Annotated in this window: 18 protein-coding genes; 8 read left to right on the plus strand and 10 right to left on the minus strand. The window is 30.6% G+C overall.

Annotated features, from left to right (window positions below; genetic code table 11):
• The first annotated feature begins 16 nt into the window (after positions 1-16).
• Positions 17-793: a flagellar motor stator protein MotA gene (motA, locus tag AJ882_RS07405; protein WP_002858693.1), complete on the plus strand. Its 777-nt coding sequence runs from the start codon at positions 17-19 to the stop codon at positions 791-793.
• A gap of 2 nt (positions 794-795) precedes the next feature.
• Positions 796-1539: a flagellar motor protein MotB gene (motB, locus tag AJ882_RS07410; RefSeq protein ID WP_014517180.1), complete on the plus strand. Its 744-nt coding sequence runs from the start codon at positions 796-798 to the stop codon at positions 1537-1539.
• A 5-nt stretch (positions 1540-1544) separates the two neighbouring features.
• Here motB and flhB read toward each other — a convergent pair whose 3' ends face one another.
• Both flhB and AJ882_RS07420 read right to left on the minus strand, forming a co-directional pair.
• Entirely contained in the window at positions 1545-2633 is a 1089-nt protein-coding gene (gene flhB / locus AJ882_RS07415) for a flagellar biosynthesis protein FlhB (protein ID WP_002858726.1), read from the minus strand.
• A gap of 118 nt (positions 2634-2751) precedes the next feature.
• Positions 2752-3348: a peroxiredoxin gene (locus AJ882_RS07420; protein ID WP_002854219.1), complete on the minus strand. Its 597-nt coding sequence runs from the start codon at positions 3346-3348 to the stop codon at positions 2752-2754.
• Positions 3349-3553: 205 nt separating this feature from the next.
• Between AJ882_RS07420 and AJ882_RS07425 the strand changes: the two genes are divergently transcribed.
• The 6 genes from AJ882_RS07425 to AJ882_RS07450 all read left to right on the plus strand — a co-directional run bounded on the left by AJ882_RS07425 (position 3554) and on the right by AJ882_RS07450 (position 6847).
• Complete coding sequence (locus AJ882_RS07425; RefSeq protein ID WP_002854354.1) at positions 3554-3838, plus strand: DUF362 domain-containing protein; 285 nt, start codon at positions 3554-3556, stop codon at positions 3836-3838.
• A 112-nt stretch (positions 3839-3950) separates the two neighbouring features.
• On the plus strand, positions 3951-4364 hold the full coding sequence (gene ndk, locus AJ882_RS07430; protein WP_002854376.1) for a nucleoside-diphosphate kinase: 414 nt from the start codon (positions 3951-3953) through the stop codon (positions 4362-4364).
• Positions 4365-4718: a hypothetical protein gene (locus AJ882_RS07435; protein WP_002857618.1), complete on the plus strand. Its 354-nt coding sequence runs from the start codon at positions 4365-4367 to the stop codon at positions 4716-4718. It begins immediately after the preceding gene.
• Between the two features lie 23 nt (positions 4719-4741).
• Positions 4742-4888, plus strand: coding sequence for a 50S ribosomal protein L32 (rpmF, locus tag AJ882_RS07440; protein WP_002858674.1), 147 nt, complete (start codon positions 4742-4744; stop codon positions 4886-4888).
• Between the two features lie 5 nt (positions 4889-4893).
• Positions 4894-5880, plus strand: coding sequence for a phosphate acyltransferase PlsX (gene plsX, locus AJ882_RS07445; RefSeq protein WP_002860304.1), 987 nt, complete (start codon positions 4894-4896; stop codon positions 5878-5880).
• Positions 5873-6847: a beta-ketoacyl-ACP synthase III gene (locus AJ882_RS07450; RefSeq protein WP_002869731.1), complete on the plus strand. Its 975-nt coding sequence runs from the start codon at positions 5873-5875 to the stop codon at positions 6845-6847. Before plsX ends, AJ882_RS07450 begins: the two co-directional genes overlap by 8 nt.
• Here AJ882_RS07450 and AJ882_RS07455 read toward each other — a convergent pair.
• The 8 genes from AJ882_RS07455 to fliH form a co-directional block, all read right to left on the minus strand.
• Entirely contained in the window at positions 6844-7194 is a 351-nt protein-coding gene (locus tag AJ882_RS07455) for a RidA family protein (RefSeq protein WP_002860306.1), read from the minus strand. The two genes, AJ882_RS07450 and AJ882_RS07455, sit on opposite strands and share 4 nt — an antisense overlap.
• The gene (gene serC, locus AJ882_RS07460; RefSeq protein WP_002860307.1) at positions 7191-8267 is read right to left on the minus strand and encodes a phosphoserine transaminase; all 1077 of its coding nucleotides are present in this window, start codon (positions 8265-8267) and stop codon (positions 7191-7193) included. The genes AJ882_RS07455 and serC overlap by 4 nt, the downstream gene beginning before the upstream one ends.
• A gap of 9 nt (positions 8268-8276) precedes the next feature.
• Complete coding sequence (xseA, locus tag AJ882_RS07465) at positions 8277-9440, minus strand: exodeoxyribonuclease VII large subunit (protein ID WP_011049661.1); 1164 nt, start codon at positions 9438-9440, stop codon at positions 8277-8279.
• On the minus strand, positions 9437-10144 hold the full coding sequence (ubiE, locus tag AJ882_RS07470; protein WP_002859428.1) for a bifunctional demethylmenaquinone methyltransferase/2-methoxy-6-polyprenyl-1,4-benzoquinol methylase UbiE: 708 nt from the start codon (positions 10142-10144) through the stop codon (positions 9437-9439). The genes xseA and ubiE overlap by 4 nt, the downstream gene beginning before the upstream one ends.
• A 2-nt stretch (positions 10145-10146) precedes the next feature.
• Positions 10147-11343, minus strand: coding sequence for a hypothetical protein (locus AJ882_RS07475; RefSeq protein ID WP_011049660.1), 1197 nt, complete (start codon positions 11341-11343; stop codon positions 10147-10149).
• Positions 11344-11388: 45 nt separating this feature from the next.
• Positions 11389-11799 carry a peroxide-responsive transcriptional repressor PerR gene (perR, locus tag AJ882_RS07480; protein WP_002876900.1) on the minus strand — a complete coding sequence of 137 codons (411 nt, stop codon included), beginning with the start codon at positions 11797-11799 and terminating at the stop codon, positions 11389-11391.
• Between the two features lie 85 nt (positions 11800-11884).
• Positions 11885-13732: a 1-deoxy-D-xylulose-5-phosphate synthase gene (dxs, locus tag AJ882_RS07485; RefSeq protein WP_070279716.1), complete on the minus strand. Its 1848-nt coding sequence runs from the start codon at positions 13730-13732 to the stop codon at positions 11885-11887.
• On the minus strand, positions 13725-14555 hold the full coding sequence (gene fliH, locus AJ882_RS07490) for a flagellar assembly protein FliH (protein WP_011049658.1): 831 nt from the start codon (positions 14553-14555) through the stop codon (positions 13725-13727). Before fliH ends, dxs begins: the two co-directional genes overlap by 8 nt.

Below are 14555 nucleotides of genomic sequence, written 5' to 3' on the forward strand. Positions count from 1 at the left end.
TCAAGGAGATAAATTAATGGATCTTTCAACCATATTAGGAATGGTGCTTGCAGTTACTAGTATTTCGGTAGGAGATATACTAGAGGGAGGCAATCCTTTGCATGTTGTGCATCTTTCTTCCTTTCTCATAGTTATGCCAACAGCTGCATTTTGCGCAATGACTTCTACGCATAAAAAAATTGTAAAAGCAGCCTACAAAGAACTCAAAGTTGTTTTTAAAGGTTCTGGAGTAAATTTACCCGAAAGGATAGCCCAGTTAATAGAATTTGCTATTATTGCAAGACGAGATGGTCTTTTAGCGTTAGAATCAAGAACCAGTGAGATTGAAAATGAATTTTTAAAAAATGCTATGATGATGCTTGTAGATGGTAAAAGCTTTGAAGAAATTCATGAAAGCATGGAAATACAAACTGAACAACTTGAAGAGCATTATAAAGAATGTGCAGAATATTGGATAGTATTTGGAGAGACTTGTCCTACCATGGGGCTTGTTGGAGCGGTTTTTGGACTTATTTTAGCCCTTAAATTACTAGACAATCCTCAAGCAATGGCAGCAGGTATTTCAGGTGCTTTCACAGCTACAGTTACGGGAATTTTTGGCGCTTATGCACTTTTTGCTCCTTGGGGGAAAAAATTAAAAGCTAATGGAATGGATCTTGTAAAAGAGCAAATTGTTATTACTGAAGCTATAAAAGGAATTGCAGAAGGTGCTAATCCTAGAGATTTAGAAGCTAAACTTTTTAACTTCTTAAGTCACGATGATCCAAGAATTTCACAATTTGACAAAGGTTAAAAATGGCTAAAAAACATAAATGCCCAGAATGTCCAGCAGGTGAAAAATGGGCTGTGCCTTATGCAGACTTTCTAAGTTTGCTTTTGGCACTTTTTATTGCTCTTTGGGCAATTTCTAAAACAAATCCTGCTAAAGTAGAGGCTTTAAAAACTGAATTTGTTAAAATCTTTGATTACACCTCTACTCAAACAGTCAAAGAAGAGAGTAAAACCCAAGAAAAATATAAAGGCGCAGCAAAAGAAGAAAGCGATGAACTCAAATCGTTAAAACAAATGACTATGACACAGCAAGAAACTATCAAACGTCTTCAAGCAGCTCTAGATCAAAGCGATAATCAGGTTGCTCTTAACCTTCCATCTAAAGTTGAATTTGAAAGAGGTAGTGCTCAAATCGTTTCAGCTGATATACAAGATTATTTAAAACGTATAGCTGAGCTAACAACATATTTGCCACCTCAAGCAAAAATAGAAATTAGAGGCTATACAGACAATAGCGACTCTATTATAAGAAGTTATGAACTCGCCTACCAAAGAGCGGAAAATGTATTAAAATATTTTATAGAAGGTGGAGCAAATTTGAAAAATATTAGCATTAAAAGCTACGGGCTTAATAATCCTATCAATGGAAATCCACAAGCTCTAGAAAATAATAGAGTAGAAATATATTTTAAAGTCGATACAGCAGATACAAGTACTCAAAAATCGGTTCTTGAGCTTATTAACAAAATAGGAACTAAAGCACCTTAAAAGTTTTAGTTTCCTTTTTTTACTTGACCAGCTAAACGACTCTTATTATTTGTATTATAAACAAATCCTAGCACCTCAGCTACAGCTTTAAACATTTCCCTAGGAATAAGATCATTAACATCACAAGCTTTATAAAGCTCTCTTGCTAAAGGAGGATTTTCATAAACTACAACATTATTTTCATAGGCTACTTGTTTTATGCGAAGAGCGAGAAAATCCACTCCTTTGGCAACAACCCTAGGGGCTTGTTCTTTACCTGTATCATAACGAATAGCTACGGCATAATGCGTTGGGTTTGTGATCACCACATCCGCACCTGCAACATCTTGAACCATACGACGACGCGCAGCTTCCATTTGAAGTCTACGAATTCTACCTTTAACCTGAGGATCTCCTTCCATTTGTTTATACTCATCTTTTATTTCTTGTTTGCTCATACGCAAACCTTTAAAATACTGAAAACGCACCAAAAAAACATCTAAAACAGCAATAATTAAAAAAGCAACTATAACAATAGCTGCTAAAACAATAGCTCTGTCTCTTAGCCAAGTAAGCTGTGCAACCATAGTATAAAGCTCAACTCTTGGAAGCTCTTGCATAAATTTAAGTAAAACTATAAAAGCTATAGTAAAAACAATACCCACTTTTAAAATAATTTTTATACTTTCAACAATTTTTTTCAATGAAAAAAGGTTTTTTAAACCTTTTAGAGGATTGATTTTTCCTAAATTTGGCATAATAGGTTTAGTTGTAAAAATAAAACCAAATTGCATAATATTTCCCAAAACCCCAGCAATCATAATACTTAAAACAATAGGTGCAAGAATAATTAAAACCTCAAAAATGCTTTTAATCATAATGGCTTGAATAATACGCAAATCAAATTCAACACCAATAAAACTTTGATAGTATCTATATAAATTTACAATTCTCTCGCCCATAAAACTCATCATAAATAAAGTTATAGTTACTCCAATTATCAAAGTTACAATAGCTGCCGCATCTTGAGACTTTGGAACATTACCTTCTTTACGCGCATCTTCTATCTTTTTGGACGTGGGTTCTTCTGTTTTTTCTTGATCTTCGCCTGCCATATTTTAGCCTAAATAAAAATTTTAATATGTGTGTAAAATTATAGTAGAAAATTTATGAATTTCAATTAAAGAATAAAAATGAAGAAAAAGCCTCGTAAAGAGGCTTTATACTAAGAAATTAAAGTTTAGCTTCGTTTTTGCCAAGATATTCAGCCACGCCTTTAGGGTTAGCTTTCATACCTTCATCGCCCTTATTCCATCCTGCAGGACAAACTTCACCATGCTCATTTGTAAAAAGCATAGTATCAACCATTCTTAACATTTCATCTATATTTCTACCTAGTGGTAAATCATTAACCACAGCATGGCGAACTGTTCCATCAGCATCAAGCAAGAACGAACCACGAAGGGCAACTGCTTCTGCATAAAGTACATCAAAATTTCTAGCAATCTGCTTAGTTAAGTCAGCAACAAGCGGAAATTTAACCTGACCAATACCACCTTGATTTACTGGAGTATTTTTCCAAGCAAAATGTGAAAATTCATTATCTCCTGAAATTCCAATTACTTCAATGCCACGATTTTTAAATTCTTGATATCTTTTGTCAAAAGCTATAATTTCTGAAGGACAAACAAAAGTAAAATCTTTTGGATAAAAGAATACTACCGCTCCTTTTGGACCTATGTTTTTATAAAGATTAAAATCTTGAACAATTTCATTGTTTCCCAATACTGCTGGAGCAGTAAAATCTAAAGCTTTTTTAGTAACTATCATATTTTCTCCTAAATAATAAATTTTATTGATAACGAAATTATATCGTTTAAATCTTTATTTTTTTTTAAATATCTAAAATAATATTAAAAATTTAAGAAAGTTATAATTATTATCAAATAATGTAAATTTTTGATTATCAAAATTTACATTATTTAAGAATTTTATGCTAAAATCTTTTAAATCTTAATATTAAAAAGGAGAAAAAATGGCTGTAAAAATTACAGATATATGTATTGCTTGTGGTTCTTGTATTGATGAGTGTCCAGTGAGTGCTATCGTTGATGATGCTAACAATCCAGAAGGTGAAGATAGATATTATGTTTATGCAAACAAATGCGTTGAATGCGTAGGACATAATGATCAACCAGCTTGTGCCAGTGCTTGCCCAACAGATGGATGTATAGTTTGGAGTGCTGTAGAATCAGGACAACCAAGTCGTGATAATATTGGCGCTGATATGAGAAGTGGGGACACTCCAGTTTTTGCATAATTTTAAAAAATTAAAAAGCTAGAGATTCCTAGCTTTTTCTTTTAATTTAACTTTCTTTAAACAAATTCAAGTATAATTTTAAGCTTTATTAAAATAAGGAGTTATTACAAAGATGGAAAAAACTTTATCTATAATTAAACCTGATGCTGTTAAAAAAGGTGTTATAGGAAAAATTTTAGATCGTTTTGAAAGCAATGGATTAAGAATCGCTGCAATGAAAAAAGTTCAACTTAGTAAAGAACAAGCTGAAAATTTTTATGCTGTTCATAAAGAAAGACCTTTTTTTAAAGACTTGGTTGAATTTATGATTAGCGGTCCTGTTGTTGTTTCTGTACTAGAAGGAGAAGGTGCTGTATTAAAAAATAGAGATTTAATGGGAGCGACAAATCCTAAAGAAGCTAAAGCAGGAACAATTAGAGCCGATTTTGCTGAGAGTATTGATGCTAATGCTGTTCATGGAAGTGACAGCTTGGAAAATGCAAAAATAGAAATTGATTTTTTCTTTAAACCAAATGAAATTTGCTAAATGAAAATCCCTTTTTCTAAGATTAATACAAAGGAATATCCTTTTAAACTTAATCTTGAAAATATGATTTTTGAGGGAAATTTAGTAAAAATAAATCCTAAGCTTGTTAAAATAAATGCTATTATGCAAGGTTTTATCTATAGACCTTGTGATAGTTGTGGAACTGAGTTAGAACTTGAAATTAAAGAAAATTTAGAACTTTTTGCAAGTGATGGTATTTTTAAAGATGAAGCAAACGAATTGAGCAATACTATAGAATTTTTTGATGGACATATTGATTTAATAGAAGTTGCTATTAGCGAGCTTGAAGCTTATTTGAGTGATTATTTTTATTGTATAAATTGCAATAATTAATTAAATTTTATAAAGGAGAAAAAATGGCAGTACCAAAGAGAAGAGTGAGCAAAACTCGTGCAGCTAAACGCAGAACTCACTATAAAGTTAGTCTTCCTATGCCTATAAAAGACAAAGATGGAAGCTACAAAATGCCTCACCGTGCGAATCCAACAACTAAGGAATATTAAAATCAATGATTAACATTGCCATTGATGCAATGGGTGGTGATTTTGGAGAAAAACCCATTATAGAAGGCGTTTTAAAGGCACTAGAAGCAAAACCTTTTAACGCTATCTTAGTGGGAAATTCTAAAATTCTAAAACCTTTAATACCAAAAAAATTAGAACAATATATACAATACGAAGAAGCTAGTGAAATTTTTTCGATGAATGGAAATGCCACAGATGCTTTAAAAAATAAAGAAACAACCATATACAAAGCTATTAATTTATTAAAAGAAAAAAAAGTAGATGCTGTAGTTTCAGCGGGTCATAGTGGAGCAAGTATGTCTTTGGCTACCTTAAGGCTTGGAAGACTTAAAGGTATTTCAAGACCTGCTATTGCCACTTTAATGCCAAATATCGTTAACAGAACTTTACTTTTGGATGTTGGAGCTAATACAGATTGTAAAGCTGAAAATTTATTTCAATTTGCCATAATGGGTGAAGTTTATGCTAGAGAAATTATGCAAATTCAAAAACCACGCCTTGCTTTACTTTCTAATGGTGAAGAAGAATGCAAAGGCAATGAACTTACCAAAGAAAGTCATCAGCTTATGAAAAAAATTCCAAATTTTATAGGTAATGCTGAAGGTAGAGATATTTTCAATGGTGAAATAGATGTTTTAGTCTGCGATGGTTTTGATGGAAACGTTATCTTAAAGGCTTGTGAAGGTGTAGCAACAGCTATTTTTCAGCTTCTAAAAAACGAAGTAAAGCAATCTTTTATTTCTAAAATAGGTGCTTTACTTATGAAGTCATCTTTTAAAAAATTAAAAAAACACACAGATTGGCAAGAATATGGCGGAGCACCCCTTCTTGGAGTTAATGGCTGCGTGATCATAAGTCATGGAAAAAGTGATTCTAGAGCTATTAAAAATGCAATTTTTCAAGCTATAAATTTTAGCCAATCTCATATCAATGAACTTATAGAAAATGAACTTGGGAAATACAATGCTTAAAGCCGGTCTTAAAAGTATAGCTTCTTATATTCCAGAAAAAATTTTAAGCAATGCTGATCTTGAAAAAATAGTAGATACCACCGATGAATGGATCACTAGACGCACAGGTATTAAAGAAAGACGCATTGCTAGTGAAAATGAAAATTCTAGCGATTTGGGCACAAAAGCTGCATTAAAAGCCATAGAAAGAGCAAATTTAAAACCTGAAGATATTGATGCGATTCTTGTAGCCACTTTAAGTCCTGATTATTTTACTATGCCTTCAACGGCTTGTAAAATTGCTTCAAATTTAGGACTTGTAAATATTAGTGCTTTTGATATTTCAGCAGCTTGTTCTGGTTTTATCTATTTGCTTGAACAAGCTAAAGCCTTAGTAGAAAGTGGTTTGAAAAAAAATGTTTTAATCGTAGGAGCTGAAAAAACAAGTTCAATTATGGATTACAATGACAGAAGCATTTGCATACTCTTTGGAGACGGTGCGGGTGCTGGAGTTGTAAGTTTGGACAATGAAAATCATATCCTTGATGTACATACTGCAAGCAATGGTAATTATGGAGATCTTTTAATGACTCAAAGATCGCAAAAATCAAGTCTATGTCAAACACTTTCTATGCAAATGAAAGGCAATGAAGTTTTTAAAATAGCAGTAAACACGCTTAGCAATGATGTTGTAGAAATTTTAGCTAAAAATAACATTTTAGCACAAGAAATTGATCTTTTTATTCCTCATCAAGCTAATCTACGCATCATTAAAGCCGTCCAAGAAAAACTCAATCTAAGCGATGAAAAATGTGTGATTACCGTACAAAAATATGGCAATACTTCAGCTGCTTCTATACCTATGGCAATGAATGATGCCTATGAAGAAGGACGACTTAAAAAAGGAAATCTGATCTTACTAGATGCTTTTGGCGGTGGTTTTACTTGGGGATCTGCGCTTTTAAAATTTGGAGGAGAGAATTTTTAATTCTCTCTTAGCTTTCCAAAAGCTTGAATTTCTACCAAATAACCCTCTGCTAAAGCACTTCCTACACAAGCTCTAACAGGTTTAGGATAATTTTTAATCCAAGCATCATAAGTTTCATTCATTGCATCAAAATCTTGCATATTAGCTAACCAGATTTGAATTTGAATCAAATCTCCTTTGCTTGCGCCTATTTTTTCAAACAAAGCATCAAGTTCTGCAAGTGCTTCTTTGGTTTGTTTTTTAATATCTCCGCTAGGTTCAAAAGCCACTTGTCCTGCAGTCTTAAAATATTTATCAAAAACAATAATTTGCGACATTCTATCGCACTCATCAAAACGCTTTATCATGCATATTTTCCTTGAAATTCTTTCATAAATTCACACAAGGTTTTTACCTGATCCAAATTAAGCGCATTATAAATACTTGCACGAATTCCTCCTAAAATTCTATGTCCTTTAAGTCCTATCATTCCAGCTTCTTCGGCTTCCTTTACAAAAAGAGGCTCTAAATCTTTATTTTTAGCAATATTAAAACTCACATTCATTAAAGATCTGTCCTTTTTATCTGCATGTCCTTTATAAAATCCATTACTTAAATCAATACACTCATAAAGCATAGCAGCTTTTTGAGAATTTTTCTCATGTACTTTATCAAGTCCGCCTTGATTTAAAAGCCAATCCATTTCAAGATTAAACATATAAATGGCAAAGGTTGGAGGCGTATTAAACAAGGACTGATTCTCAGCATGAGTCAAATAATTTAACATACTAGGAATTTGTTTATTTTTAGATCTTTCTAACATATCTTTACGGATAAAAATACAACTTAAACCCGAAATTCCAGCATTTTTTTGCACTCCGCCATAAAAAAGAGCAATATTTGAAAAATCTACTTTTCTAGAAAAAAAATCACTCGATGCATCCACAATCAAAGGAGTTTTAGTTTTAGGATAATTTTGATATTGAGTGCCATAAATAGTATTGTTAGAACAAATATAAGCATAATCAGCATTATCTCTAAATTCCACTCTAGGAATATGATTAAAATTACTTTCCTCGCTACTTGCTACGGTTTTAACATTGACACCTAAAATTTGTGCTTCTTTAATTGCTTTTTTTGTCCAAACTCCTGTATTTGCATATTCACAAATCCCATTTAAAGCCAAATTCATAGGAATCATAGCAAATTGTAAACTTGCTCCACCTTGTAAAAATAATACTTCATAATCATCATTTAACCCGTAAAGTTTTTTAGCTTTCTCTTGTGCTCCAAAATGCACTTCTTCAAATACTTTTGTGCGGTGAGAAATTTCCATTATAGAATAACCCCTACCCTGATAATCACAGAGTTCTTTTTGAGCTTGCTCTAAAATTTCTAAAGGTAAAGTCGATGGCCCTGCACTGAAATTGATTTTTCTCATAATCTATCCTTATAAAATTTTTGCTTCTTTTTGAGAAGTTTGAGAACTTAAAATAACGATATCATCACTCTTAAGATCTTCTAAATTTGCTATTTTACCATTTTTTCTGATACAAATAAACTTTTTGCTTTTATTAAAAAAATTCTCATGTTGCAAATAAGCATTTTGCAATTTATCTAATTTTAATTCATTATAACGCATTTGATTTGCCAATAGATGATTTAATTGCTTTTCTATATTATGGCTTTGTTTTATTTTTTCATCTATTATTTTTGGCAAAGAATTAAATTTGAAAAATTTGCTTAAATTTAAAAGCAAATTTTCATAATTTTGTATTTTATAATTCCAAAGTTGCATTAATTTTTCTTCCATTAAATCCAAACTTTGCTCTATATCCAACTTAGAATAAAACAAAGTATCTATAGCAGCTGAAGGCGTTGGAGCTCTAAAATCTGCAACAAAATCACTAATAACATAATCAATCTCATGTCCTATGGCTGAAATAATAGGAGTTTTTGCTTTAAAAATCTCTCTTGCTAAATTTTCATCATTAAAACAAAAAAGATCTTCTCTGCTTCCTCCACCACGTGCTATAATAAGAACATCTAAATCCATATCATCGGCTTTTTTTAAAGCTCGTATAAGAGAAAAAGGAGCATTATTTCCTTGAGTTAAAGCATCAAAAATATAAATTTTTGCCAAAAAATATTCTTTTTGGTGAATAAGTTTTAACATATCTTGCAAAGCAGCAGAAGTTTTTGAAGTGATAATGCCTACTTTTTTAGGAAATTTTGGCAAAGATTTTTTAAAGCGTGGATCAAAAAGTCCTTCTTTTTGCAAACGCTCTTTTAAAGCCAAAAACTGTGCTTCCAAATCCCCAAAACCTGCTTTTTTCATACTAGTAGCGATAAATTGATAACGACCACTTTCAGGATATAAACTTACACTTCCACAAAGCTCTAAAAAATTCCCCACAGCTGGTTTAAATCCGACTTTTAAATTAGCTCCTTTAAACATAGCACAAGCAATGCTTGATCTTTCATCTTTTAAATCAAAATACCAATGTCCTGAACCATGCAAAGTAATTTTTGAAATTTCTCCACTTAAAACTATATCATCAAAATGTGTTTCTAATAAAGCCTTTGCTTTAAGATTTAATTCTGTTGGTGTCATAGTTTTTTTGCTATAAACATTGAACTCACGCCAAAGCTAAAACTTTTATAATCAAGTATTTCAAAACCAGCATTTTTAAGTTCTAAGATGAACTCTTCCTTACTTAAAAATCCTTCAATAGAGTTTGGCAAATACTCATAAGCACTTTTATTTTTACTGATTATCCCACCTATACTTGGTAAAATATTTTTAAGATAAAAATCTCTACAAGCTGCTATAAATCCACCCTTTTCTCTTTTTGTAAATTCCAAAACTACCAAAATACCATCTTTTTGAAGTACTCTAGCAAATTCACTTAAGGCTTTTTGTCTTTCTACAACATTGCGAATGCCATAACTAATGCTTAAAATATCTAAACTTTGACTTTCTAAAGGTAAATTTTGCGCCCCTGCTTCTATAAATTCGACATTTGGAAATTTTTCTTTTGCAACATTTAGCATGCCACTACTTGGATCAATACCTTTAATATTTAGAATATTTTTTTCCATTTTTAAAGCACTCTCTTGCCAAATCTCTATCATATCCCCTGTGCCACAGGCAATATCAGCGATTTTTAAATCTTTTTTTAAATACAAACTCATCACTCTTTGACAAGCTTTTTTGCGCCACGCTACATCAGCTCCAAAGCTTAAAATTCTATTCGCCTTATCATAAGTAGGTGCAATTTGATTAAACATTTCTATAATTTTTTCTTGTTTTTGCATTTTTATCCTTTGTAAATTTTCAAATTTTTACTTGATTTTTTAAGCAATTTGCAAAATTTATTTTTATTATTGATTATTTTCGAAAAAATATTTTTATCCCTATCTTTGCAATATTTTTCATAAAGTTTGTTTAAATTTTTTATCTCTAAAAAACGATAAAAATATTCTAAAAATATTGCCAATTCAAAAAAACTATTTTCAAAAAGCTCTAAATCAAAATTTTTTAGTATATTTTTTCTAAATAAAATAATTTTTTTTCTAAGTTCTAACGCAACAAGTTGTTTAAAAAACCTATCTTTGCAATCACCTTCATAAAAAGAATTTTCCTTTATGAAAAAATCAAAATCATTAAACAAATCTTGGATTTTTTCATCGCTTAAAAATAGCAATAAATCTTGATTTGAATTTTCACTTGCTAAAATATCTTGAGTTTTTTTCGTTATATCTTTAAACTTTAAAGCCAAAATATTACTCAAATTTTTATCTAAAATAGTATTCATACTTGATAAAACTATATACAAGCTTCTTGAATAAAATAAAAATTCGCATAAACTTTGCTTATCTTTTCTCTCTAAAGATAAAGTCCAATAAAATTTTAATTTTTTAAATAAATAAAATAAAAAAATTCTAAATCCATCATAAGCATTAATATAATTTGGAAAATCCAAGCTAAAATTCTGATTTTTTTCTATAATTTTAAAACATTTCTCTATATCAAAATTTTGATATTCAAAACCATATAAAACGATATGTTTAGAATTTAAATCATGATGTAATTCTTTTTGAATTTTAAAATCTTTAGGAATTTTAAATTCATTGGAACTATCCAAAGTTGGAAAAAATATTTTTAAAATACAAATTTTAGGCTCTTCATAAATATCAATATAACTTTTTAAAGAGCAAAATTTAAATTCGAAGCGTTCTTTTTTAATACTCTTTCCTATAATCTTTTTTCGAGCTTTTTCAAATTTTTTTTTAGAAATTTTCTCTTCTTGATTCTGTTCTAAAATTGAATTATTAAATTTTGTAATTTTATAAAATTCATTGCAAAAACTTTGAAATTTAACACTATGATTTGAAGTTATTTGAGTATAAAAAGTTTCAAATTTAGAATTTCGAAAAGGTATATTATCTTTTTTTAAATTCTCTAAAAGAGTGCAATCAGATAGTAAAAAGTTTTTTTGAATTTCATAAATCATTAAAATAACCCTTAAAATATATGGGTTATTTTAACCTTATTTTGCTTAATGACACTTTTTGCAACTATCAACATAAGCACAAACAGACAGATGATTGACGAGATTGCCTATCTTTTTTTCTAAATGCTCTTGATATTCATAAAGCTTAGCATCTTTAAAACTTAAATCCTCTATACCACCACATTTGGTGCAAACAACATGAATATGTTCTTCTTCATAGATATCGTAACAAGTTTTTTGATTTAAAACATTGATTTCAACAACTAAACCTTGTTCTTGTAAAGTATTAAGATTTTTATAAACCGTCGCTAAAGAGATTGAAGGGTATTCTTTTTTAATTTCTGTATATAATTCATCAATATTAGGATGCTCATGTCTTTTTAAAATTTTTAAAACACATAGTCTTTGCGGAGTAGCTTTTAACTCATGTTTTTTAAGCATTTGTAGTAATTCCATTTTATTTATTCCTTACTTTTTTAAGTAAAAATAATAATAAAATTTTTATTAAAAGAAGTTTATATTAAATAATATTTTTTATTATTTAATGATAAAATTTTAAAACTTTCGTCAACAAGCTATTGACATCTTTTTCTAGATTTTTTTCCACCTCACTTGTTTTTCCATGTTCAATAAATTTGTCTTCATATTCAAAGCTAACAACTTTTACATACAAATCATATTTTTGTAAAAAATTATTAATTAAACTTTCTATACCGCCAATTTTAACATTTTCACTAAAAATAAACCAAATTTTACTTTTTTTAGCAAGCTCACACAAAAGCTCTTCATCTAAAGGTTTAGCAAAAATTAAATCAATCAAATTAGCATTATTATTCATTTCTTGCAAGGCTCTTAAGACTTGCCACGCTTTTGCCACACCTTGTCCATAACCTAAAAAAGCAATTTCACTACTATTTTTTACAAGCCATTGCGCCTTACCAAGTTTTATCTCACAAGGATTAAATTCTTTATCCAAAATAAAACTCCCTCTAGGATAACGAAAAGCAATAGGTCCTTGATGTAAATAAGCATACTCCATTATATTTTGCATCATTTGTTCATCTCTTGGGGCTAAAAGAGTGAAATTTGGCAAAGGAGCTAAAAAACTAAGATCAAAAACACCTTGATGCGTCTCCCCATCTTCGCCTACTATCCCTGCCCTATCCATAGCAAAAACCACATTTAAATTCATAATCGCACAATCATGGATCACTTGATCATAAGCACGCTGCAAAAAAGTGCTATATATTGCAATAAAAGGTTTAAATCCTTCTTTTGCCATAGCGGCCATAGAAGTTACTGCATGCTGTTCTGCAATAGCCACATCCCAAAAACGATTTGGATATTTTTCTATAAGCTTATCAAGACCTGTTCCACTTGGCATAGCTGCCGTAACCCCAACAATATTTTCATATTTTGAGGCTAAATCAAGCAAATTCTTAGAAAAAATTTCAGTAGCAGATTTTTTAGTATCACTTTTTTTAACACTCTCTCCACTATCTATATCAAAAGCTCCCACCCCGTGCCATTTAGCATGTTTTCCTTCGGCTAAAACATAGCCTTTACCCTTTATGGTTTGAGCATGTATCACACAAGGCTTTTGCATAGCTTTTGCTTGTTTTAATGCAGAAATAATTTCACCTAAATTATGTCCATCAATAGGCCCTATATATTCAAGCCCTAATTCTTCAAACAAAAGTCCAGGAGTAATAAGTTTAAAACTCTCTTCAAAACGCTTGGCCATATAAGTAGCACTATCAGGCAATATATCCAACATTTTAGCAATACGCTTTTTAAAACTTTGATAAAACTGCGTTGCCATAGCCTGAGAAAGATACTTTGAAATTGCTCCAATTGGTTTTGAAATACTCATTTCATTATCATTTAAAAGTATTACGCAAGGAAATTTAGAATCACCCAATTCATTTAAAGCCTCATAGGCCATACCCGCACTTAAAGCACCATCTCCAATCAAAGCAACAGGAATACGCTTTTCACCTTTTAAAGCAATGGCCTTACAAGCACCTACTGCCAAAGAAATAGAGGTGCTAGAATGCCCTGCTACAAAATAATCTCCCTCGCTAGGTTTTGTATAACCACTTAAACCATTGATTTGTCTTAAAGTATCAAATATTTCTTCTTTTCCGCTTAAAAGCTTGTGTGTATAAGACTGATGCGACACATCAAAAATAAAAGGATCTTTTTTTGCATCAAAAACCAAATGCATTGCTATACTAAGTTCTACAGCACCCAAATTTGAACTTAAATGCCCACCATTTTTACTCACAACTTGTATGATTTTTTCACGCATAGATGCTGCTAAATTTTCTAATTCTTTTAAACTTAGCTTTTCTAACTCTTCTTGAGTATGGACAAATTTTTTACTCATTATTCACCATTTTTTTAATTTTAGCTAGACGAGAGTTAAGATTGGATTCTATATTACCTGCGTCACTTATAATAACAACACTTCCTTTGCTAATTGCATCATCAAGACTTATTTTAATGTGAGCATTCTGATCAAATTGCTCTTTTAAATACTCATAATCCTCTGCATTAACCTTAAGCTCAATTACACTAGCACCCTTAAGCTCGCCGATTAAATCTTTAGCCAAAGCATAAGCTATCTTACTTGAATTTAGTTCAAGTTCTTTTAAGATTACTTCTTTAGCGATATCTATAGCAGTATCTGCTAATTCTTTCTCATTTTTTTCTATGAAATTTTCAAGATTTTCGCAAGCATTATCGAGTTTGGCTATACTTTTTAAATACTTATCTTTAAAATCACTCAATTCTTTTTGAAATTCTTCTTTTGCTTTCTCATAACCTTCTTTGGCAAATTTTTCTTTAGCATTTTCAAGTTCTGAATTTAAGCGGTTATTAAATTCATTCTCTTGGCTTTCTATTTGCATTTGAAGTTTAATAATATTGCTTGACATTTCATCTGTTTTTTTAAGCAAATCTTCAACAAAGCTTGGTTGAAATGTTGGAATTTGAGTTTCCATAACAGCTTGCGTAGAGGCAATGACTTGATTTTCTTCGACTGGTTTTTCGTCATTTAAAGATATATTAGCATTTTCTTCATCTGGAGTTTGAGTATGTTTTTTTTCACCTGTATGATTATCAAATTCTGAAATAACTTTAAAACGATATCCTTCAACAACATGCTGATCAGAAGCCCCACCAGAAATTACATTGCTACGATTAACCAT

The organism is Campylobacter sp. BCW_6461 (assembly GCF_001762735.1).
Taxonomy (GTDB): Bacteria; Campylobacterota; Campylobacteria; order Campylobacterales; family Campylobacteraceae; genus Campylobacter_D; species Campylobacter_D jejuni.